Raw genomic sequence first — 21,457 nt, 5'->3', positions numbered from 1 at the left:
GTGCGGTTGGTCATTGCGAAGTGCTCGGTGGATTACGTCGGACGGCTCTCGGCTCACCTGCCGCTGGCCACCCGGCTGCTGATGGTGAAGGCGGACGGGTCGGTGTCTATTCACGCCGACGACCGGGCGTACAAGCCGTTGAACTGGATGAGCCCGCCGTGTCGGTTGGAGGAGGCCCCCGGTGTGTGGCGGGTCGTCAACAAGGCTGGCGAGGAGCTGCGGATCACCCTGGAGGAGATCTTCCAGGACACCTCGTACGAGTTGGGTGTGGATCCGGGCCTGCGCAAGGACGGGGTGGAGGCGCACCTGCAGGAGTTGCTGGCCGCCAACCCGGGTGTCCTGGGTGAGGGGTTCACGCTGGTCCGTCGCGAGTACATGACGGCGATCGGCCCGGTCGACCTGCTGTGCCGGGACGCCAACTCGGGTTCGGTGGCCGTCGAGGTCAAGCGGCGTGGCGACATCGACGGGGTGGAACAGTTGACCCGTTATCTCGAGCTGATGAACCGTGACCCGCTGCTCAGCCCCGTCGTCGGGGTCTTCGCCGCCCAGGAGATCAAGCCGCAGGCCCGGGTGCTCGCCACCGACCGGGGCATCCGGTGTGTGGTCGTGGACTACGACAAGCTGCGCGGCATCGTGAAGGACGAGCTGACCCTCTTCTGACCGGCGTCCTACCCGTTGCGCACCGCGATCAGCGACTTCGGCAGGCCGAACACCCGCTCCACCAGCATCGTCGAGTCGGGGAAGTAGTGGCGCATCTGCGAACGGTCCAGCAGCTCGGTCCAGAGCACCTGGTGGATGGCGGCGGCGTGACTGCGGGTCGGCTTGTGCCCGAGCGGCCAGCGTTGGGCGAACGCTGTGCGCAGTCGTACCGGCAGGAACTGCATTCCCGGCGCGATCCAGTGTGGCTCGATGGGGAAGTAGCGGTAGGGCGTCTGCACCCAGTGCCGGTCGGCCAGTGAGCGGACGGCGGCGGCGAAGCGAATCCGGCGCTCGTGCCCGCCGACATGCTCCAGCACCGAGTTCGAGAAGACCAGGTCGTAGCTGCCCCTGGTGAGGTGCGGGGGCAGGTCGCAGGCGTCGGCCTGCTCGACGTGGGCCCATTCCGGGACGACGGCGGGCGGCTGCTCCAGGTTGACGACTGTCACCCGGGCCGGTCTGACCGTGGCGCGGTGCCAGGTGCCGAGCCGACCACCGAGGTCGACGACGTGCATGTCGCCGATGTCGGGGAAGGTGCGCGCCAGCCAGTCCGAGCGGTGCCGACGCCGTCGGGCGCTCCACGACTGGTCACTGTCGACAAGGCGGTAGCGCAATCGATTGGGGCCCATTTAACGCAATGTACCGCCGTGACCACGGCGTATAAACATGTGGATACGCCGATCCTTGTTGATGATCGGTTATCCGACACTTACCTTCCGTACATGACCTTGATGGCCTTGACGAGTCGGGCCACGTCGGCGGGGGTGCGTTCGAAGGTCATCGACGGCAGCAGCGACCGGGCACGACGTCGGGTGATCGCCTTGGCCCGACCGAACTCACGCAGGCCGTCCTCCCCGTGGATCCGCCCGAAGCCGGAGTCGCCGACACCGCCGAACGGCAGTGTGGACATGCCGGCGAAGGTCAGCGTGGAGTTGATCGACGCCATCCCGGAGCGCAGTCGCCGGGCGATGGCCACCGCGCGCCGCCGGCCGAAGACCGAACCCCCGAGGCCGTACGACAGGGCGTTGGCGCGGGCGACTGCCTCGTCGGCGTCGCGGACCCGGCTGATGGTCAGCGTGGGGCCGAACGTCTCCTCGCGGACGGCCGCCGACTCCTCCGGAACGTCCACCAGCACTGTGGGGTGGACGTACGGCGGCTGCACGGCGCTCGGGCCACCGAGCACGGCGCGCCCGCCGGACGTGATGGCGGCGTCGATGTGCCGGCGAATCACGTCGATCTGCTTGGGCATGGTGATCGGGCCGATGTCGGTGCCCTCCGGCCCGACAGTCAGCCGACCGGCGCGGGTCACCACCTTGTCGACGAAGGTGTCGAAGACGGCGTCGACGGCGTACACCCGCTCGATGCCGATGCAGGTCTGGCCGGCGTTGGTCATGCCGCCCCAGACGCACGCCTCGGCGGCCGCGTCCAGGTCGGCGTCGCTGTCAACGATCATGGCGTCCTTGCCGCCGCCCTCGATGAGCACCGGGGTCAGCGTCTCGGCGCAGGCGGCCATCACCTTTCGGGCGGTGGCGGTGGAGCCGGTGAAGGCCAGTTTGTTGACGCCGGAGCGGCACAGCGCCGCGCCCACGTCGCCCAGCCCGTGCACGGCGGTGAAGACCGGCTGCTCGGGCACCACCTCGGCGAAGCTGTCCACCAGCCACTGACCGACGGCGGGCGTGTACTCGCTCGGCTTGAGCACCACGGCGTTGCCGGCGGCGAGGGCGTACGCGGCGGAGCCGATCGGCGTGAAGACCGGATAGTTCCACGGCCCGATCACGCCGACCACCCCATACGGCTGGTATTCGAGGTGCCCGGAGAACTCGGCGAGGATGAGCCGGGACCGCACCCGACGTGGACCGAGCACGCGGCCGGCGTTGCGGGCGGCCCAGTCGATGTGCTCGATCGCGGTGACGATCTCGACGATGGCGTCGGCGACCGGCTTCCCGCCCTCGACGTGCACCAACTCGGCCAACTGCTCGATGCGCTTGGCGAGCAGGGCGCGCCACCGCAGCATCCGCTGGCGGCGGCCGGTGAAGCCGAGACCCGCCCACCACTCGCCGGCGGCGCGGGCGCGGTCGACGGCCTGCCGCACGTCGGCATCGGTGGCGACCGGGAGACGGCCGGCCTCGGCGCCGGTCGCCGGGCTGGTGGAGACCAATTGACCCGAGTCGATGACCGGAACGCCCGGGATATGCACTGCCGTCATGGCGGAAGTCTAGACCCGAGGATTACTCACCGGTAGGGTCCCCGATTCGGGCCCGAGGGAGCGGCGTCGCACCAACCCGGCCGATCGTTGATCAGTGCAGGTCAGGCCGTTGGTGAAGGACGCGGCCCGCCCGAATCGTCGAACGGCAGGTGGCCGGGAGGTGACGAGAGGCTGACCGGCCGGTCGGTATTGACGACTACCGTCTGATGGCAAGCTGACGCGCGGAGTGACGGTGTGGGGTGGAGGGCTGACTGTCCATGGAGGAACATCCGGAACTGATGCCGCTGTTGACGGTCGCGGGTGGACCGATGCGCGGCGCGAGCTTTCGTATGCGAGCCGAGATACAGGTGATCGGCCGAGCGCCGAGCGGTCAGGTGGTCATCAACGACCCACACCTGAGCCGTCGCCACGCCGAGGTGTGGCTGGCACCGGAGGGCCCGTCCCTGCGGGACCTGGGCTCCACCAACGGCACCTGGCTCAACGACCGGCGGATCACCGAGGTGGAACGACTCTCCGACGGTGACGTGATCCGGCTGGGCCGTACCGAACTGCGTCTGTTCGACCCCGGGGTGGCGCTCACCGACCCGGTGGGGCTCAGCTTCGGCCCGTCCCGGCGCGACGTCCGACCGACGTTGCCGTTGCCGCTGGCCGCGCCACCGGGCTCGCGTCGCTGATCGCCTGGCGGTCTGCCACACCGGGCGGCTCCGTTGGGTGGCGGTCCGACACCTGGACCGGCGGGGACGCCCGTGGCAGCATGCCGCGGATGGAGACCGAGCAGCGGACCGTGACGGCGAACGGCATCACCCAGGCGGTACGGGTGGCCGGCCCGCCGGACGGCACACCGGTGCTGCTGATCCACGGCAACTGCTCGTCCGCGCTGTTCTGGGAGCCGCTGGTCCGTCGCCTGCCACCGACGCTGCGGGTGGTCGCCCCCGACCTACGGGGGTACGGCGACTCGGCGACCGCCCCGGTGGACGCCACCCGGGGCCTGCGGGACTTCGCCGACGACGTGGCCGCCCTACTCGACGACCCGTCGCTCTTCGACGCCGACGCGCGCCCGGTGGTGGTCGGGCACTCCCTCGGCGGCGGCGTGGCGATGCGCCTGCTGGTCGACCATCCGCACCGGGTGGGGGCGTTGCTGCTCGCCGCGCCGGTCTCCCCGTACGGCTTCGGCGGCACCCGCGACCTGACCGGCACGCCGACCACCCCCGACTTCGCCGGCACCGGCGCCGGCACGGCGAACCCGGACTTCGTCGCCCGTCTCGCGGCCGGTGACCGGAGCGCCGACGCGCCGGCCAGCCCGCGCGCCGTGCTGCGAGCCACCTACGTGGCCGATCCCGACTCTCTGGTCGAGGACGAGGAACTGCTGCTGGACACCGTGCTCTCCACAGCCACCGGGGACGACAACTACCCGGGCACGGCGGTGCCGTCCGAGAACTGGCCGGGCACCGCGCCGGGGGAGCGCGGGGTGCTCAACGCGCTCGCGCCGACCTGGTTCCGGCTCGCCGACGAACTGGTGGCCGTCGCCGAGAAACCGCCGGTCACCTGGGTACGCGGAGACGTCGACGTCATCGTCTCGGACACTTCGCTCTTCGACCTGGCGTACCTGGGTTCGCTGGATCTCGTGCCCGGCTGGCCCGGCGCGGACGCCTGCCCACCGCAGCCGATGGTCGGCCAGACCCGGGCGGTGCTCGACCGGTACGCGGCGGCCGGCGGCGCGTACCACGAGGTGGTGCTGCCCGGTTGCGGACACAGCCCGCACCTGGAGCGCCCGGCGGAGTTCGTCGCGGAATTGTTGGCCCTGACCAGCGTGGCGGCCGAGTAGCGGCAATGCCGAGCCGTTGGTGAAATATGCCACGGCGTCTCGACAACTCATTGTCACGTGGCAGACTCGCGCGCATAACCTTAGCGGCCGTTCAGTGGCCGTGTGGAGTCTCTGGGGAGGCCGGTCGTGGCGCGCGAGTTCAGCACCGTTGGTGTGGTGGGGCTGGGCACCATGGGTGCCGGCATCGTCGAGGTCTTCGCCCGCAACGGCATCGACGTGGTGGCAGTGGAAATCTCCGCGCCGGCGCTGGAGCGCGGTCGGGCCACCCTGAAGGGCTCCACCGACCGGGCGGTCGCCAAGGGCAAGCTCGCCGAGGCGGACCGCGACGCCCTGCACGAGCGGGTGCACTTCGCGGTCGGGCTGGACGCGCTGCACTCCGTCGACCTGGTCATCGAGGCGGTGCCCGAGCACCTGGACCTCAAGCAGCGGATCTTCGCCGAGCTGGACCGGGTCTGCCGACCGGAGACGATCCTCGCCACAAACACCTCGTCGTTGAGCGTCACCGAGATCTCCGTCGCCACCAGCCGACCCAACCAGGTGATCGGCATCCACTTCTTCAACCCGGCCCCGGTGATGAAGCTTGTCGAGGTGGTCCGCACTGTCGTCACCGCACCCGAGGTGGTCGCCGACGTGGAGGCGCTCTGCGCCCGCCTCGGCAAGGTCGACGTCACCATCAACGACCGGGCCGGCTTCATCGCCAACGCGCTGCTCTTCGGCTACCTCAACCACGCGGTCGGCATGTTCGAGTCGCACTACGCGACCCGGGAGGACATCGACGCCGCAATGAAGCTCGGCTGCGGCCTGCCGATGGGCCCGCTGGCGTTGATGGACCTGATCGGCCTGGACACCGCGTACGAGATCCTGGACACCATGTACCGGCGCGGCGGGCGGGACCGCCGCCACGCCCCCGTGCCGCTGCTCAAGCAGATGGTCACGGCAGGGCTGCTCGGCCGGAAGTCGGGTCGGGGCTTCTACACCTACGAGCGGCCCGGCTCCCCGGTGGTCGTACCGGATGAGACGACGCCGCTGGCCACGGACGCCGCGCTCGCCGACGGCGCTCGCGCCATCGCGAAGGTCGGCGTGGTCGGCTCCGGAACCATGGCCACCGGGATCATCGAGGTCTTCGCGAAGGCCGGCTACGAGGTCGTCTCGGTGACCCGCGGCATGGAGAAGTCCGCGAAGGTCTGCGAGGCGGTGAAGACCTCGCTCAACAAGGGTGTGGTGCGCGGCAAGCTCGCCGAGGCCGACCGGGACGCCGCCCTGGGGCGGATCAGCTGGTCCGCCACGCTCGACCACCTCGCCGACGTCGACCTCGTGGTCGAGGCGGTCGTCGAGGAGTTGAGCGTCAAGAAGGCCCTCTTCGCCAGCCTCGACGAGATCTGCAAGCCGGGTGTGTTGCTCGCCACCACCACCTCGTCGCTGCCGGTGATCGACGTGGCCATGGCCACCCAGCGGCCGGCCGACGTGGTCGGGCTGCACTTCTTCAACCCGGCCCCGGTCATGCCGTTGGTCGAGGTCGTCCGCACCATCCGCACCTCCCCGGAGGCCACCGCCACCGCCCGCGCCGTCTGCGCCGCGCTCGGCAAGACCGGCGTGGTCTGCGGCGACCGGTCCGGCTTCATCGTCAACGCGCTGCTGTTCCCGTACCTGAACGACGCGGTGAAGATGCTGGAGGCCAGCTACTCGACGGCCGACGACATCGACCACGCCATGAAGCTGGGCTGCGGCTACCCGATGGGCCCGTTCGAGCTGCTCGACGTGGTCGGGTTGGACGTCTCCCTGGCCATCCAGCGCGAGCTGTACCTGGAACTGCGCGAGCCGGGCTTCGCGCCAGCGCCGCTGCTGGAGCACCTGGTCACCGCCGGCTACCTGGGCCGCAAGACCCGCCGCGGCTTCCGCGACCACTCGCACCGCTGACCGGTGTCAACAGTGGGCGTCGGTGACGGCGTCTGAGTGGCACGTACTCGGCATTCCGAACACCCTGCTGTCCATGGGGCACGAGAACCGCTGGGAGCGGTCGCCCACGGACGCGGAGGTCAGCACCGTCATCGGCGGGCTCCGGGTCGCCGACGACCTTGGCGAGCCGGCCAGCTGGAAGTGACCGTAACCTTGGTGACTGTGAGCCCCCGTCGCAACCGCCCTCGCCGGGACGAGAACGCCAACCTGGACGCCGACCGGGTCCGCCAGGGCGTCGCCTCGGTGCAGCAGTGGACCGACGGCGCCTGGCAGGTACGCGGCATCGGCGCGGGCGCGTCGGTCAAGACGTACCGCTGCCCCGGGTGTAACCAGGAGATCCGACCGGGGGTGGCGCACCTGGTGGCCTGGCCGGCGGACGGCCTGGGTGACCTGACCGACCGGCGGCACTGGCACAGCGGCTGCTGGCGGGCCCGGGACCGACGCGGGCCGGCGGTGCAGCGTGGCAGGGGTTCCCCGCGCTACTGACCTGCCCCGGGCGCTGCGGCGCTGGACTGGGCCGACCCGTCCGGGGCGCTGTCGCGTCAGGGCTGGGCCGACCTGCCCGAGGCGCTGCCGAGTCAGGGCTGGGCCGACCCGTCCGGTAGCGACCTGGGTCACCCTGTTCGTGCCTGGGCGGGCGGCGGCGGCGACTTCGCGACAGACTTGGGCGGTGAGCACAGCGATCCGCGCGTCGTCGATCCTGCCCGGCCGCCGGGAGAACATCGAGCTGCACACCGCCGACGGTCTGCGGCTGGTCGGTGAGCTGGCCCTGCCGGCCGACCGGCCGCCGGTGGCCACCCTGGTCTGCCTGCACCCGCTACCGACCCACGGCGGAATGATGGACAGCCACGTGTTCCGCAAGGCGGCCTGGCGGCTGCCCGCGCTGGCCGACCTGGCGGTGCTGCGGTTCAACACCAGGGGCACCAGCAGCGTGCGCGGCACCAGCGAGGGAGCCTTCGACGGCGCGGTGGGCGAGCGGTACGACGTGGCCGCCGCCATCGAGTACGCGGAGTTCGCCGAGTTGCCCAACATCTGGCTCGTCGGCTGGTCGTTCGGCACCGACCTGGCGCTGAAGTACGGCTGCGACCCGGCGATCGCCGGGGCGATCCTGCTCTCCCCGCCGCTGCGCTTCTCCGCCCCCGAAGACTTGGCCACCTGGGCCGACTCGGGTCGGCCGCTGGTGGCGCTGGTGCCGGAGTTCGACGACTACCTGCGCCCCACCGAGGCGCGGGAGCGGTTCGCCGCCGTGCCACAGGCAGAGGTGGTCGGTGTGCCGGGCGCCAAACACCTCTGGGTGGGCGACGCGGAGACGGTGCTCGACGAGATCGTCCGGCGGGTCAACCCAGCCGTCGAGGTGCCGCTTCCGACAACCTGGGACGGCCCGATGGAGGCCGGCGACGTCAGCGCGTACGCCGACCGGACGGTGGCCGCCTTCGCCGACACCCCCGTCCCCGGCCCGGCCGCCACCAAGGCGGACTGACCCACCGGTCCGCGGTCCGGCCGCCGGTCAGGCGGGCTGACACTCAACGGCGCTCCTGGCGGGGCAGCACCACCTCGCGCAGGATCAGTTGCAGCGCGGCCACAGTGGGGATGGCGATCAACGCGCCCACCACACCCAGCAGCGCCACCCCGAGCAGCGCGGCCAGCAGGGCAGCCACCTCGTTGACCTCCACCGAACGCCGCATCACCTTCGGGTAGATGAGGTAGTTCTCCACCTGCTGATAGATGAGGAAGAAGACCGCGCAGGCGATGCCGGTGGGCAGGTCGGCGGCGAACCCGACCAAACTCACGATCACCGCGCCCAGGGTCGCGCCGATCTGCGGGATCAGGTCGGTCACCGCGACCACCACGGCCAGCGCGAACGGGTACGGCAGGTCGACGATCAGCGCGAAGACGAAGGTGGTCGCGCCGGCCAGCACCGCGATGCTCAGCGCGCCGACCATGTACGAGCCCACCTTGGCCAGGATCTCGTCGCCGATCAGCTGCACCCGCTGCCGCCGCGACCGGGGCACCAACGAGTAGCCCAGCGAGCGCAGCTTGTCGAAGTACGCCAGGAAGTAGATGGTCAGCACCAGCACGGTCAGCGTCCGGAACACCGTGCCGAAGATCAGTTGTGCGCCGCCCAGCACCCCGCCGAGCGCCCGTCCGACAGTCTCCGCGTTGGCAGCGCCCTGCACCCGTTCCACCACGTCGTACCGCTCCACCAGGTCGTTGACCGTCGGGTTGCGGCGCAACTCGTCCAGCAGGCTGGGGATCTGGTCGATGAACTGCCCCGACTGGGTGACGATCGGCGGAACCAGCGCCACCACGCCGCCGCAGAGCAGCAGCACCACCGTCAGGGCGACCGCCGCCACCGCCAGGCCGTGCGGAACACCCCAGCGGCCCAGTCGGACCACCGCCGGGTTGAGGCCGACCGCGAGGAAAAGCGCGATCACCACCAGCACGAGGATGCCGCCGGCATTGCGAATGCCCAGATAGAGGGTGTACGCCAGCAGCACTCCCAGCGCACCGGTGAAGCCGATCAGAAAGCTGCTGCGGCGCAGCGGCCGCCCCGGTGTGCCGAACTTCCCGGACGGGACCGCCGGCGGCTCATCCGGGTCGACCCCCGGGACGGGAACCGGTACCGGCGGTGGCGTCTCCGCCGGCGGTGCCGATTCCGCCGGTGGGGCCGGCTGCGTCTCCGCCGGTGATGGCGTCTGCGCCGATTGTGGGGTCTCCGCCGGTGGTGCCGGCTGCGCCTCCGCCTGTGGTGGCGTTCCCGCCGGCTGTGGGGTTTCCGCTGGCGGGGGAGCGGGGGTCACGTCCGGCTCGTCGCCGGAGGGGTCGTGCTGTGGCACCAGGAACCTCCCGGCTCAGGCCGTCGGACGACGGGCGACGGCCACGAACGCCCGCCACGCGGCAGGCGCGAACACCAGGACCGGGCCGGCCGGGTCCTTGCTGTCCCGCACCCCCACGACCCCGGGCAGGTTGTCCGCCACCTCGACGCACCCTCCGTTGCCGCTACGGCTGGATGTGCGACAGAGCGTGCCGGTCAGGTCCATGAGGTCACAACTTCCTTCATCAGTTCGATCGACTGGCGGTGGGACAACGCACCGTTTCTGATCATGTTCCAACGCGCCAGCAGCGTAGCCACCTCATGGTCGCCATCGACCACGAGACCGTCAATCTGATGCTCCATGTGCCCCACCCAATCACCGCCGGCCCCTCGGGCCAGATTGAACGGCCCGGAAAGTCTGCGCGCCACGGCCTTGCGGGCCATGGCCCACGGCCCTGCGGGGCACGGCCTTGCGGGCCGGTGGCTCTGCGGGCCGGTGGCTCTGCGGGCCCATGGCCCTGCGGGCCGGTGGCCCTGCGGGCCTGCTGCCCATGGCCGCGGACGCCGCACACTCCGCTGCAACCCATGGTGCTGCCGGGCCGACGGCCGACCGCGGCCCTGCGCCGACCCCCCGGCCGCTGGAAGGCGGAGTTCGACTTGCACCCCCCACACCCCGACCTCGACCCTGCCGAATCCGCGCAGATCTTGGACAGTTTCCGTTAGGACGTGACGGAAACTGTCCAAGATCTGGTGGTGGGAGGGCGCTCAACGGCGAAAGCTGTCCGGATGCTGCCCGCCGATGACGCCGACGCACTCGACTGGCTCGCCTTCGAGCAGGCGGGAGTGCTGACGACCGCGCAGGTCGCCGGTTTGCTCAGCGAGGGGCGGGTGCGGGGTCGGATTCGCTCCGGTCGGTGGCGGTCGGTCTGCCGCGGGATCCTGCTGGCCGGCAACGGCCGACTCACCCGCGACCAACAGCTCTGGGTGGCGGTGCTGGCGGCCGGGCCGGGGGCGGTGCTGGCCGGGGTGTCCGCCGCCGCCGAAGCCGGGGTACGGGGACTGCGACGCGAACCGCTGCACGTGCTGGTGCCGGCGGCCCGACGTGCCGCGCGGGCCACCCTGCGTCGACTTCCGATCGACATGCCCGCCGTCCTGGTCCACCGCACGGCGGTCCTCCCCGAGGCCCATCTCCAACGTGCCCGCCCACCGCGTACCACTACGGCGCGGGCCCTGGTGGACGCGGCGGGCTGGGCGGCCGGCGTGGACGAGGCGCAGTCGGTGCTGGCCGCCGGTTGCCAGCAACGCCGGGTGCTGCCCGAGGAGTTGCAGGCGGTGCTCGACGTCCTCCCTCGGGCGCCCCGTCGGCGGCTGATCGGGCAGACCATCAGCGACATCGCGGGCGGCACACAGGCGCTCTCGGAGATCGACTTCCTGCGGCTGTGCCGCAGACACCGGCTGCCCGCCCCTGACCTGCAGGAGCACCGGGTCGACGCGGCCGGCCGGAACCGCTGGCTGGATGCGTACTGGCGGGAGTGGCGGGTGCAGGTGGAGATCGACGGCGCGCACCACATGGACGCCAAGCAGTGGGCTGCCGACATGCGTCGGCAGAACGACGTCTGGACCAGCGGCGACCGGATTCTGCGTTTCCCGGCCTGGTTGGTCCGCGCTCGCCCGGACGAGGTCGCTGACAGCGTCCGCCGCGCCCTCATCGCGGCCGGCTGGACCCCCAGCGCGCCCCTACGCCACCCGGCGCAGAAGTGAATCTTGGACACTTTCCGTCAGCCGCTGACGGAAAGTGTCCAAGATTTCGAAGCTTCGACTGGCGGGTGCCCGTCACTCCTTCTCGATGGTGACCTTGCTGGGCTTGGCGCTGCGCTCGTCGGTGGTCGGCTTGGTGGGTCGCTTGCCGTTCTCACCGGTGCTAGTGATCTTGGTGGGTTTGGCGCCCCGGCCACCCTCGCCCGGAACGGCGGCCACTGTCGGCTCACCGTCCACCCCGGCGCTCGCCGTGCCACCGTCCACAGTGGTCACCGGCTCGCCGACCGGCCGCGTCGTGGACTGCCCGGACTCCTCCGCACCGGCGTTCACCGGCTGCCTGGTGTCGGCGGGCTCCGTCTTCAGCCCGCCGCCCGTACGCGACCCGGAGGCCGCGCCGGCGGCAACGCTCACGCCGTCGTCTCCACCAGCGGGCACGCCTTCGTTCGCGCTGGCGTCTCCGGCCGGCGCGGTCGGGCCGTCGATCGGACCGGCGACACTCTGCAACCGCAGCTCGGACATCTGGCGCTGGAGCTCGTCGGACTCCTGCCGGGCCTTCCAGGTCTCCTGCCGCAGATCCGCCAGCTGCTGCTGAGCCTGGGCGATCTCCAACATCACCTGGGCCAACTGCTGACGGCCCGCCGCCGACTCCTGCTGGGTCGCCGCCAGGTGCTGCTGGGTGGTGGCCAGGTGCTGCTGCGTGGTGGCCGCGTACTCCTCGAACTGCCGCCGGGACGCCGCGACATGCTCGTCGGCCTTGCGGCGCTTGTCGCTGGCCTCGGCCTCGGCCTGGCTCAGCAGCTCGGCGGCCTCCGCCTCGGACCGCTGGCGCAGCGCCGCCGCGTCCTGCTCGGCCGCCTGACGGACGCCGGCCGCGCCCTGCTCGATCTCGTTCTTGCGAGCCGTGTACTCGGTCTCCAGCTCGTTCTTCCGGGTGGAGTATTCGGTCTCCAGCTCGTCGCGGCGGGTGGTGAACCTGGCCTCCAGCTCCTGCTGACGGCTGGCGACCCCGGCCTCCAGCTCCTGCTGGCGCGTCGCGTGGTGCTTGTCCAGCTCGTCGCGGCGCTTGGCGAACTCCTGCTCGGCCGCGGACTGTCGCTGCGCCAACTCCCGGTCGGCCGCCTCCCGACGGGAGTTGACCTCCTGCTCCACCCCTGCCCGCCACGCGCCCAGCTCCTGCTGGGTCTGCGCCCGGGTGTGCTGCACGTACGCCTCGGTCTCGGTGCGCATGCGCTGCACGTACGCCTCGGTGTCGGCGCGGCTGCGCTTCGCCGACTCGGTGGCCTGCGTCGTCAGCCGCTCGGCCTCCTGCTGCGCCTTGGCGCGGGTGGCCCGACCGGCCATCGACGCGTCGTCGATGATCTGCTTGGCCTCCTGCTGGGCCTTGGCGTGGGTGGCCCGCCCGGCTTCGGTAGCGGTGTCGGTGAGCCGCTTGGCCTCCTGGAGGGCCTTGGCATGCACCTCCTTGGCGGCATCGCGCAGATCGCTCGCCTCCTGCCGGGCGTTGACCAGCGTCTCGCGGGCCGTCTCGCGCAGCTTGGTGGCTTCCTGCTGGGCCCGGGTGTGGATCTCTTTGGCCGAATCCCGCAGCTGGGTGGCCTCCTGCTGGGCCTTCGCCAGAGCGTCCTGCGCGGCCTTGCGCAACTGCGCCGACTCGTCCTTGGCCGACCGCAGGGCCGCGTCCGCCTCGGCCCGCTGCGCGGCGCTGTGCCGCTCCTCCTCCGCGCGTCGGGCAGCGAGGGCGATCTCAAAGTCCTTCAGAGCCCGCGCTGCCTGCTCGCGCGCCTCCTCGATGATGTGCTCGGCGGCGGCACGACGAGCCTCGATCTCCCCGTTCGCGTCCCCGAGGATCTCCTCGGCCTGCTCCTCGGCGAGAGTGAGGATCGACTCGACCCGCGGGCCGAGGTGCCGGAACGACGCCCGGTCGACCACGTTCATCTGCTTGCGCACCTGGGTCAGGTCGCGCTGGAGAACCTCGACCTGGCCGGCGAGCTTGTGGATCTGTGTGTACGCCTGTTCCCGTTCGGAGGCGAGGGTCGCGATCTCGTGCTCAGCACGTGCGACATAACGGTCGACCTGTTTCTTCTCGTACCCCCGCAGAGCGGACTCGAAGCTGGGCTCCGTCGTCACGTCCCCGCCGAGAGCGAACAGTTCCTCGCCGTGCGACATGCCCCCATCCTCACACGCAACGGGCCCGGCTGGGGCGATACGGACGGGCCTTGTGGGAGCTACTTCACTCCGTTGCCGCCAACGGATACCAGGGGTTAGGAAACGCATACGGCGCGAGGTGGCACCGGTTACCCGGTGTCACCTCGCGCCGTCGATGCCCCGACCTGACGCCTCGCGTCAGCCGGCGGTCTCCGCGGGCACCCGCTCCTGACCACCATCGGTCTTCTTGGCTGCTTCCGGCTTGGCGGCCGGAGCGGCCTGCGCCGGCATTCCCGGAACGATGCCGGCGAGGCCGGAGAGCATCTGACCCAGCTGCGAGGTGACAGCGTCCTTCTGCCGGGTGAGGTCCTCGACCTCGCGGCGGGCGGCCTGCGTGGTCAGCTCCGCCTCGGTGCGAGCCTCGGTGAGCAGGCGCTGCGACTCGGCCTTCGCCTCGTTGAGGGTCTTCTCCGAGTGGGCCTTGGCCTTGTCGACCGTCTCGGCGGCGTTGCGCTCCGACTCGACCCGACGCGCCTCTGCGCGCTGCTCGATTTCCTTGGCCCGCTCCTGCGCGGCCCGGGCACGCTGCTCGGCCTCGCTGACCATCTTCTGGGTCTGCGCGACCTGGGCGGCGTGCCGCTCGGACTCCTCGCGCTCGGCCTTCTCCCGCCGCTCGGCCAGCTGGAGCTCCAGGGCCTGCAGGTCCTTGTCGCGCTTGTCCCGCGCATCGGTGAGCAGCTTGGTCGCCTCGGCGCGCTTCTCCTCAGCCTCGCGGGCGGCCTTCGCCCGCTGCTGGGTGATCTCCCGCTCGGCGGTGGCCCGCAGGGTGGCGACCTCCCGCTCGACTGTCGACTTCAGCTCGGCCACCTCGTGCGCGGTGACAGTACGCAGCTGCTTGGTCTCCCGGTCGGCGTCGGCGCGCAGCGTGTCGGCCTCGCGGCGAGCCTGCACCCGGACCTCGGCGGCCTCGCGCTCGGCGGCCGTGCGCAGGTTGCCCGCCTCGCGCTCGGCGCTCGCCTTCATGGCGGCGGCCTCGGCGCGGGCCTTGTCGGTGATCTCGCGGGCCTCGAGGCGGGCGGCGGAGAGGATGCCCTCCGACTCGCGCTTGGCCTCGTTGCGGTGGTCGTTGGCCTGCTCCTCGGCGAGCCGGAGGATCTGCTCAACGCGCGTGCCGAGCCCGGAGAGGGTGGGTCGGCTGTTCTCTTCGAGCTGCTTGTTCGTGTCGGTGAGCTTCTGCTCCAGCGCACTCATGCGCTGCTCGGCCTGGCGGAGCCGACGCTGGGCGTCGTTCATCCGCTGCTCGGCCTCGGCACGGGCCTGCTCGGACTGGGTCAGCGCGGCGGTCATCCGGCCGAGGAAGTCGTCGACCTGATGGGTGTTGTATCCGCGCAGGCCAACGGTGAAATCTGGCTGCGAGTTCGCGTTATCGAAGAACGCGAGAGGGGAGGACTGCTGCTGGGGCATTGGGACATACTGGCAGACGCCCCAGGGTGCTTCGCAAGAGCGGTGCGAAGCTTTCGTGCCCTCTTTACATGGTCAACTCCCGCGATCGGCGAGGTGGGACCAATCGGCGATCTTGGCAGGTCCCGGCGGGTCGGACGACACGCAGCGTGACGCGGAAAAGGGCCCCGGGGTTACCCCGAGGCCCTTTGTTCGATCCGGGTGGCTTATCCCTAATGGGGGCGGAAGAACAATGAGCGATCAGCGCAATGGTCATCCGGCGTTCCACCGTCCGGCCGGGAGGCGCCTCGGCGCCCCGGAGCCCGGTCAGTGGCCCCGGGAGCCGGCGGTGCCGCTCAGTGACGCCGGGCCGGCGGTGCCGGTCAGTGACCCCGGAACCGGTTGATCGCGTCCTCGTGCCGGGCCCGCAACTCTCCGTCGCGTACGCCCAGCCCGTCGGTGGGTGCGAGGCAGCGCACGCCGACTTTGCCCTGGTGGGCGTTGCGGTGCACCTCGTACGCGGCCTGGCCGGTCTGCTCCAGCGGGTAGGTGCGCGACACCGTCGGGTGCACCTTACCGAGCGCCACCAGGCGGTTGGCCTGCCACGCCTCGTGGTAGTTGGCGAAGTGGCTGCCGACGATCCGCTTGAGGTGCATCCACAGGTAGCGGTTGTCGTACTGGTGCAGGAAGCCGCTGGTGGAGGCGCAGGTGACGATGGTCCCACCGCGCCGGGCCACGTAGACGCTGGCGCCGAACGTCTCCCGGCCCGGGTGCTCGAACACGATGTCCGGGTCCTCGCCGCTGGTCAGCTCGCGAATCCGTTCGCCGAAGCGCCGCCACTCGTCCGGGTCCTGGGTCTCCTCGTCCTTCCAGAAGCGGAAGCCCTCAGCGGCGCGGTCGATGACCAGTTCCGCGCCCATCCGGCGGCACAGCTCGGCCTTCTCCGGCGAGGACACCACGCAGACCGGAATCGCGCCGCCGTTGAGCGCCATCTGGGTGGCGTAGCCGCCGAGGCCGCCGGACGCGCCCCAGATCAGCACGACGTCACCCTGCTTCATGTTGGCGCCGTGGTGCGAGACGAGCTGCCGGTACGCGGTGGAGTTGACCAGCCCGGGACTGGCCGCCTCCTCCCAGCTCAGGTGCCGCGGCTTGGGCATCAGCTGGTTGGCCTTGACCACCGCCAGCTCGGCCAGCCCGCCGAAGTTGGTCTCGAAGCCCCAGATCCGCTGTTGCGGGTCGAGCATGGTGTCGTCGTGCCCGGCGGCGTCCTCCAGCTCGACGGAGAGGCAGTGCGCGACCACCTCGTCGCCGGGCGCCCACCGGGTCACGCCGGGGCCGGTGCGCAGCACCACGCCCGCCGCGTCGGAGCCGACCACGTGGTACGGCAGGTCGTGCCGGCGGGTCAGCTCGGAGAGCCGGCCGTAGCGCTCCAGGAACTTGAAGGTGGGCAGCGGCTCGAAGATGCTGGTCCACACCGTGTTGTAGTTGATCGCGCTGGCCATTACCGCGACCAGCGCCTCGCCCGGCGCCAGCTCCGGCGTCGGCACCTCCTGCACGTGCAGGGCCTTACGCGGGTCCTTGTCCCGGGTGGCCATGCCGTCGAACATCCGGGCTTCCTCGGCGCGGACCACAACGCCCCGGTAGCTCTCCGGTACGGGCAGCCCGGCGAGGCCGGCGAGTTCGCGGTCCGGATCGTTCGATTCCTCCGCTGCCATGATCGCTTCGAGGATGTCCTGCACGGTGACCTCCGGTTCATCCGCACCCGCACGGGCCCGGGTGCTGCCATCGTCGGCGCCGGTGGGCACGACCGCCATGTCGGCATTCGACACATCCGGCACCGGTCGCGCTCCTGTGGGGCCGGACGTTACTGAACGGTAGCTAGGCCGGGAAGTCCTCTGTGAAAAACTGCATCCGCCGATGCGTGAAGGTGTCCAGCCACCCCGCGAATCGCGCACTGACGTGCGCGCCCACCGGGCTCCCAGGGCGCCACCCCCTGTTGATCAAGAGCCTTCGGTCACCTACGAGGCGCCAGATGACGCAAACCTCTTGATCAACGGGGGCGGCGGCAGGGGGCGGCGGCGGGGGGGAGGCGGCAGGGGGTCAGTGGGGGGTGGGGGCGGGTTGGACCAGTTCGACGAGGACGCCGCCGGCGTCCTTGGGGTGGACGAAGTTGATCCGGCTGTCCGCGGTGCCACGTCGGGGAGCGTCGTAGAGGAGGCGCATGCCGCGCTCGCGCAGCGCGGCGCAGGCCGCGTCGATGTCCACCACCGTGTACGCGACCTGCTGCACGCCCGGCCCGTTGCGGTCCAGGAACTTCGCGATCGTCGACTCGGGTGTGAGCGGGGCGAGCAACTGCACGCAGCCACCCTCGGTGGTCGGCCCGACGGCAAGCATCGCTTCCCGTACGCCCTGCTCGGTGTTGGTCTCCACGTGGACGCAGCGCATCCCGAACGTCCGCTGGTAGAAGTCGATAGCGGCGTCCAGGTCCGCCACGGCGATCCCGACGTGGTCAATCTTGCGAAGTCCGATGTCTGTGACGTAGTCCGCACCGGGCTCGACGGGGGAGTTCTCTGCCATGGCGCTAGTCTGGCCGAACAATCGTTAAGGCGTACAGCTCGGCACCCCTCTCGGAGGCAGGCATGGCTTCGGTGATCGTCAGCGGCGCGCGGACCCCGATGGGCCGGCTGCTGGGCAACCTCAAGGACCTTCCGGCCACGAAGCTCGGCGGGATCGCCATCAAGGCGGCGCTGGAGCGTGCCAGCGTCAGCCCGGACCAGGTCCAGTACGTGATCATGGGGCAGGTGTTGCAGGCCGGCACCGGTCAGATCCCGGCTCGGCAGGCGGCGGTCGAGGCCGGCGTGCCGATGTCCGTGCCGGCGCTGACCATCAACAAGGTCTGCCTCTCCGGCCTGGACGCGATCGCCCTGGCCGACCAGCTGATCCGCGCCGGCGAGTTCGACATCGTGGTGGCCGGCGGCATGGAGTCCATGACGAACGCCCCGCACCTGCTGATGGGCCAGCGCACCGGCTACAAGTACGGCGACGTGGTGGTCAAGGACCACATGGCACACGACGGGCTCAGCGATGCCTGGGACTGCTGCTCGATGGGCGAGTCGACAGAGCGGCTCGGCGTCAAGCACGGCATCACGCGTGAGGAGCAGGACGCCTTCGCCGCCGCCAGCCACCAGCGGGCCGCCGCCGCGCAGAAGAACGGCCACTTCGCCGACGAGATCGCCCCGGTGGTCATCCCGCAGCGCAAGGGTGACCCGCTGGTGATCACCGAGGACGAGGGCATCCGTCCGGACACCACTGTCGAGTCGCTGGCCAAGCTGCGCCCGGCCTTCGCCAAGGACGGCACCATCACCGCCGGCAGCTCGTCGCCGATCTCCGACGGGGCCGCCGCGGTGCTCGTGATGAGCAAGGCCAAGGCGAAGGAGCTGGGGCTGACCTGGCTGGCCGAGATCGGTGCGCACGGCAACGTGGCGGGCCCGGACAACTCCCTGCACTCACAGCCGTCCAACGCGATCAACCACGCCCTGAAGAAGGGTGGCCTGAGCGTCGCGGACCTGGACCTCATCGAGATCAACGAGGCGTTCGCGCAGGTCGGCGTCCAGTCCACCCGGGACCTCGGGATCAGCCCGGACAAGGTCAACGTCAACGGCGGCGCAATCGCGCTGGGGCACCCGATCGGCATGTCCGGCGCGCGTCTCGTACTCACCCTCGCCTTGGAGCTGAAGCGGCGCGGCGGTGGCACCGGCGCGGCCGCGCTGTGTGGCGGCGGTGGCCAGGGCGACGCGCTGATCATCCACGTGCCGGGCAAGGCCGAGACCAGCCAGTGAGCACGAGGAGTGAGCCGGTCCTGCGAGCCCCGCAGTCACGGACAGGGATGACGCAGTGAGCGAGGCTGAGCACGTCCCGGCAGCGGGCACCACGTCGGTGCGCCGCAGCCGGGACGTACCGCTGCTGGTCGAGCGGGCCCGCATTGGCGACCCCCGCGCGGTGGCTCGCCTGATCACGTTGGTGGAGAACGGTGACGCGCTGTTGCCGGAGATCGCCGGGGCGCTGGCGCCGTACGCCGGGCAGGCCCAGGTCGTCGGGCTGACCGGTTCACCAGGGGTGGGCAAGTCGACCACCACCAACGAGCTGGTCCGTGCGCTGCGGGCGCGCGGGCACCGGGTGGGCGTGCTGGCGGTCGACCCGTCCAGCCCGTTCACCGGCGGTGCGATCCTCGGTGACCGGGTGCGGATGCAGGACCACGCCACCGATCCGGGCGTCTACATCCGGTCGATGTCCAGCCGGGGGCACCTCGGCGGGCTGGCCGCGGCGACGCCGCAGGCGGTCCGGGTGCTGGAGGGCGCCGGCTGCGACGTGGTGCTTGTGGAGACGGTCGGCGTCGGGCAGGCCGAGGTGGAGGTCGCCTCGCTCGCCGACACGACGTTGGTGCTGCTCGCACCCGGGATGGGCGACGCGATCCAGGCGGTCAAGGCCGGCATCCTGGAGATCGCCGACGTGTTCGTGGTCAACAAGGCGGACCGGGACGGCGTCGACGCCACCGTCCGTGACATCCAGGGCATGATCGCGCTCGGTGAGCGCGGGCCGGGGCAGTGGCGGCCCCAGGTGGTCCGGTCGGTCGCCGCGCGCGGCGAGGGCATCGACGACATCGCCGCCGCCATCGACAAGCACCGGGGCTGGCTGGTCGAGCACGGCGAGCTGCGCCGCCGCCAGGAGACGCGGGCCGCCGCCGAGATCGAGGCGATAGCGCTCGGCACCCTCCGCGCCCGGATCGGCTCACTGCGCGACGGTACGGAGTTGGCCACCCTCGCCGCCAAGGTCGCCGAGGGTGCCACCGACCCGTACACGGCGGCGGACGAGTTGCTCGCCCAGCTCGCGCGCTGACCGGGGAATGCGACGGGGCCGCCGCCGACGACCGGCGACGGCCCCGCGCCCGCGGATCTAGCCGCAGTGCCCCCAGGGGCTGGTCCAGTAGGTGCCGCGGCTTTCGCCACCGAACCTGACGCACTGGCCGCCAGCGTCGGCCCGCACCGGCCCCGCGTAGTACCCGAAGCGCCCCTCGTCGATGCCGCCCCGACCATCCTCGATGTCGAGGGACGCGCCGATCTTGGTCGGCGTGCCTCGGTCCGCGGTCTTGATGGTGACAACGCAGTTGTAGCCGCCACCGCTGGACTTGTAGAGCAGGTACGTGGTCGCGCCGGGTAGCCCGTGACTGTCGATGACGTAGTACCCGGAGCCGCAGAGGGCGCTGGGTGACTCGGCCGCCTGGGCCGGTCCGGCCGCTCCGAGCAGCGCGCCGACCGACAGGGTGACCGCCGTGGCGAAACTCAACAACGTTCTGCGCATCAAACAGACCTCACTCGTGTAGCGGACCGATCCATTGTGGATTGTCCCGATCGTCAGCCTAGGTGGTCCGATGATCGTCAGTGCGCCGGACTCCACGCCGGTACGTCGCGGCGACGCCGTGGTTCGGTTGCCCGGAAGCGAAGGTCACTCCGGTTTTAGTAGGCTCGCGGCGCGTGGCCGCCGGATGGTCGGCCTCGCGAGCGGGCTGACGGGACGGTCGGTCCACAATGTGTCGGACCAGGGGAGATGTGATCATGACGGACGCGGTGGAGAACGCCGGTGCAGTGCAGCCCGCGACGGGCGCGGCCCGGGGTGTCACGTCGGTCTCCGACGAGGTCGTCGAGAAGATCGCCGGTGCGGCCGCTCGTGCCGTGCCCGGTGTCGCCGATCTCGGCGGGGATGTCTCCCGGTTCTTCAACAGCGTGCTGGACAAGATCGGCCTGGACGAGGTGGGCGACGCTCGGCGGGGCGTATCGGCCGACGTGAAGGGCAGTTCGGCCGTCATCAACGTGGTCCTGGTGATCGACGCCGGGCACGTCGTAGCCGACGTGACCGAGGCGGTGCGGGCCGCGGTGATCGAGGCGGTGGAGAAGTACGGCCTGACGGTCACCCAGGTCAACGTCACTGTGGACGACATCGAGCTGAACCAGCCGGGTACGGCAGCCGGCGCCTGAGGCGTAGCTGCCCAACGGCGTGACGGCTGCCGCGCCGCCCGTTGGCTGTCCGCCGGGAACATCCCGGGACGCATCGTCCCAGTAGGCTCGCACCGCCTCCTCTTCAGTGGGGGCCGGACGTGCCCGGACGCGGTGGTGCGAGGAGCAGGGAGCGACTGTGGACCTGGAAGCAACGCGGGAGCTGGCGAGGGCGTCGGTGCCGGCTGGCGGGACGACGCAGGTCGCCGACGAGGTGATTGAGAAGATCGCCGTCGCGGCGGCCCGCGCGGTGCCCGGCGTGGCCGATTTGGGCGGGGACGTCGCCCGGTTCTTCAACGCGGTTCTCGACCGGGTCGGGCTGGACCAGGTGGGTGACGCCCGGCGGGGTTGCTCGGCCCACGTGACCGGGGACGCCGCGGTGGTCAACCTGGTGTTGGTGATTCAGGCCGGTCGACCCGTCGCAGAGGTCACCGGTCAGGTGCGCGCTCGTGTGACCGAGGCGGTCGAGGCCTTCGGGTTGCGGGTCGATGAGGTCAACATCCGGGTTGACGACATGGCGATCGGCGACACCCCCACTGCACCCCCGGCCTGAGCGCTGCGCTGCG

22 protein-coding genes are annotated in these 21,457 nt (G+C 71.0%); 12 read left to right on the top strand and 10 right to left on the bottom strand.

Annotation, left to right across the window (positions count from 1 at the left end; translation table 11 throughout):
* Positions 1–660 (top strand): endonuclease NucS, encoded by a 660-nt coding sequence (gene nucS / locus MED01_RS22380; protein ID WP_124773555.1) that lies wholly within the window; start codon positions 1–3, stop codon positions 658–660.
* Between the two features lie 8 nt (positions 661–668).
* Here nucS and MED01_RS22375 read toward each other — a convergent pair whose 3' ends face one another.
* Both MED01_RS22375 and MED01_RS22370 read right to left on the bottom strand, forming a co-directional pair.
* Positions 669–1,325, bottom strand: a complete 657-nt coding sequence (locus tag MED01_RS22375) for a class I SAM-dependent methyltransferase (RefSeq protein ID WP_238670524.1) — start codon at positions 1,323–1,325, stop codon at positions 669–671.
* An 80-nt stretch (positions 1,326–1,405) separates the two neighbouring features.
* Positions 1,406–2,902 carry an aldehyde dehydrogenase family protein gene (locus tag MED01_RS22370; protein ID WP_238670523.1) on the bottom strand — a complete coding sequence of 499 codons (1,497 nt, stop codon included), beginning with the start codon at positions 2,900–2,902 and terminating at the stop codon, positions 1,406–1,408.
* A 257-nt stretch (positions 2,903–3,159) separates the two neighbouring features.
* Between MED01_RS22370 and MED01_RS22365 the strand changes: the two genes are divergently transcribed.
* The 6 genes from MED01_RS22365 (at position 3,160) to MED01_RS22340 (ending at position 8,163) form a co-directional block, all read left to right on the top strand.
* On the top strand, positions 3,160–3,576 hold the full coding sequence (locus MED01_RS22365; RefSeq protein ID WP_274526073.1) for an FHA domain-containing protein: 417 nt from the start codon (positions 3,160–3,162) through the stop codon (positions 3,574–3,576).
* Between the two features lie 80 nt (positions 3,577–3,656).
* On the top strand, positions 3,657–4,727 hold the full coding sequence (locus MED01_RS22360; protein ID WP_372493700.1) for an alpha/beta hydrolase: 1,071 nt from the start codon (positions 3,657–3,659) through the stop codon (positions 4,725–4,727).
* Between the two features lie 126 nt (positions 4,728–4,853).
* Complete coding sequence (locus tag MED01_RS22355; RefSeq protein ID WP_238670519.1) at positions 4,854–6,644, top strand: 3-hydroxyacyl-CoA dehydrogenase family protein; 1,791 nt, start codon at positions 4,854–4,856, stop codon at positions 6,642–6,644.
* 22 nt (positions 6,645–6,666) lie between these two features.
* The gene (locus tag MED01_RS22350) at positions 6,667–6,828 is read left to right on the top strand and encodes a hypothetical protein (protein WP_238670518.1); all 162 of its coding nucleotides are present in this window, start codon (positions 6,667–6,669) and stop codon (positions 6,826–6,828) included.
* Between the two features lie 17 nt (positions 6,829–6,845).
* Positions 6,846–7,169: an Rv1322 family protein gene (locus MED01_RS22345; RefSeq protein WP_504899655.1), complete on the top strand. Its 324-nt coding sequence runs from the start codon at positions 6,846–6,848 to the stop codon at positions 7,167–7,169.
* Between the two features lie 184 nt (positions 7,170–7,353).
* Positions 7,354–8,163 (top strand): alpha/beta hydrolase, encoded by an 810-nt coding sequence (locus tag MED01_RS22340; protein ID WP_238670516.1) that lies wholly within the window; start codon positions 7,354–7,356, stop codon positions 8,161–8,163.
* A gap of 43 nt (positions 8,164–8,206) precedes the next feature.
* Here MED01_RS22340 and MED01_RS22335 read toward each other — a convergent pair whose 3' ends face one another.
* The 3 genes from MED01_RS22335 to MED01_RS22325 are packed head-to-tail and all read right to left on the bottom strand — an operon-like array spanning position 8,207 to position 9,942.
* On the bottom strand, positions 8,207–9,484 hold the full coding sequence (locus tag MED01_RS22335; RefSeq protein WP_443677141.1) for an AI-2E family transporter: 1,278 nt from the start codon (positions 9,482–9,484) through the stop codon (positions 8,207–8,209).
* Between the two features lie 51 nt (positions 9,485–9,535).
* Complete coding sequence (locus tag MED01_RS22330) at positions 9,536–9,724, bottom strand: DUF397 domain-containing protein (RefSeq protein WP_238670513.1); 189 nt, start codon at positions 9,722–9,724, stop codon at positions 9,536–9,538.
* Positions 9,715–9,942: a Scr1 family TA system antitoxin-like transcriptional regulator gene (locus MED01_RS22325; RefSeq protein WP_372493699.1), complete on the bottom strand. Its 228-nt coding sequence runs from the start codon at positions 9,940–9,942 to the stop codon at positions 9,715–9,717. The genes MED01_RS22330 and MED01_RS22325 overlap by 10 nt, the downstream gene beginning before the upstream one ends.
* Before the next feature lie 342 nt (positions 9,943–10,284).
* Here MED01_RS22325 and MED01_RS22320 point away from each other — a divergent pair, with 342 nt between their 5' ends.
* Positions 10,285–11,259, top strand: a complete 975-nt coding sequence (locus MED01_RS22320) for a PDDEXK family nuclease (protein ID WP_238670512.1) — start codon at positions 10,285–10,287, stop codon at positions 11,257–11,259.
* A gap of 72 nt (positions 11,260–11,331) precedes the next feature.
* Here the strand turns inward: MED01_RS22320 and MED01_RS22315 are convergent, their stop codons facing one another.
* The 4 genes from MED01_RS22315 to mce form a co-directional block, all read right to left on the bottom strand.
* The gene (locus MED01_RS22315) at positions 11,332–13,422 is read right to left on the bottom strand and encodes a coiled-coil domain-containing protein (RefSeq protein ID WP_238670510.1); all 2,091 of its coding nucleotides are present in this window, start codon (positions 13,420–13,422) and stop codon (positions 11,332–11,334) included.
* A 177-nt stretch (positions 13,423–13,599) separates the two neighbouring features.
* A complete protein-coding gene (locus tag MED01_RS22310) occupies positions 13,600–14,865 on the bottom strand; it encodes a DivIVA domain-containing protein (RefSeq protein WP_091405818.1) in 1,266 nt (421 codons plus the stop codon).
* Positions 14,866–15,224: 359 nt separating this feature from the next.
* On the bottom strand, positions 15,225–16,580 hold the full coding sequence (ccrA, locus tag MED01_RS22305) for a crotonyl-CoA carboxylase/reductase (RefSeq protein WP_238670585.1): 1,356 nt from the start codon (positions 16,578–16,580) through the stop codon (positions 15,225–15,227).
* A 361-nt stretch (positions 16,581–16,941) separates the two neighbouring features.
* The gene (gene mce, locus MED01_RS22300) at positions 16,942–17,418 is read right to left on the bottom strand and encodes a methylmalonyl-CoA epimerase (protein WP_112621592.1); all 477 of its coding nucleotides are present in this window, start codon (positions 17,416–17,418) and stop codon (positions 16,942–16,944) included.
* A 62-nt stretch (positions 17,419–17,480) separates the two neighbouring features.
* On the opposite strand from mce, the gene MED01_RS22295 reads away from it, so the two are divergent.
* Complete coding sequence (locus tag MED01_RS22295) at positions 17,481–18,680, top strand: acetyl-CoA C-acetyltransferase (RefSeq protein ID WP_238670508.1); 1,200 nt, start codon at positions 17,481–17,483, stop codon at positions 18,678–18,680.
* A 55-nt stretch (positions 18,681–18,735) separates the two neighbouring features.
* A complete protein-coding gene (gene meaB, locus MED01_RS22290) occupies positions 18,736–19,737 on the top strand; it encodes a methylmalonyl Co-A mutase-associated GTPase MeaB (protein WP_238670506.1) in 1,002 nt (333 codons plus the stop codon).
* A gap of 57 nt (positions 19,738–19,794) precedes the next feature.
* Here meaB and MED01_RS22285 read toward each other — a convergent pair whose 3' ends face one another.
* A complete protein-coding gene (locus MED01_RS22285; RefSeq protein WP_238670505.1) occupies positions 19,795–20,199 on the bottom strand; it encodes a hypothetical protein in 405 nt (134 codons plus the stop codon).
* Between the two features lie 254 nt (positions 20,200–20,453).
* Between MED01_RS22285 and MED01_RS22280 the strand changes: the two genes are divergently transcribed.
* Entirely contained in the window at positions 20,454–20,873 is a 420-nt protein-coding gene (locus MED01_RS22280) for an Asp23/Gls24 family envelope stress response protein (RefSeq protein WP_238670503.1), read from the top strand.
* Between the two features lie 157 nt (positions 20,874–21,030).
* Positions 21,031–21,444 carry an Asp23/Gls24 family envelope stress response protein gene (locus MED01_RS22275; protein WP_238670502.1) on the top strand — a complete coding sequence of 138 codons (414 nt, stop codon included), beginning with the start codon at positions 21,031–21,033 and terminating at the stop codon, positions 21,442–21,444.
* The last annotated feature ends 13 nt before the right edge of the window (positions 21,445–21,457 follow it).

The organism is Micromonospora alfalfae (assembly GCF_022230925.1).
Taxonomy (GTDB): domain Bacteria; phylum Actinomycetota; class Actinomycetes; order Mycobacteriales; family Micromonosporaceae; genus Micromonospora; species Micromonospora alfalfae.
The sequence above is the reverse complement of the archived record's forward strand: the minus strand, read 5'-3'. Positions and strand labels throughout refer to the sequence as shown.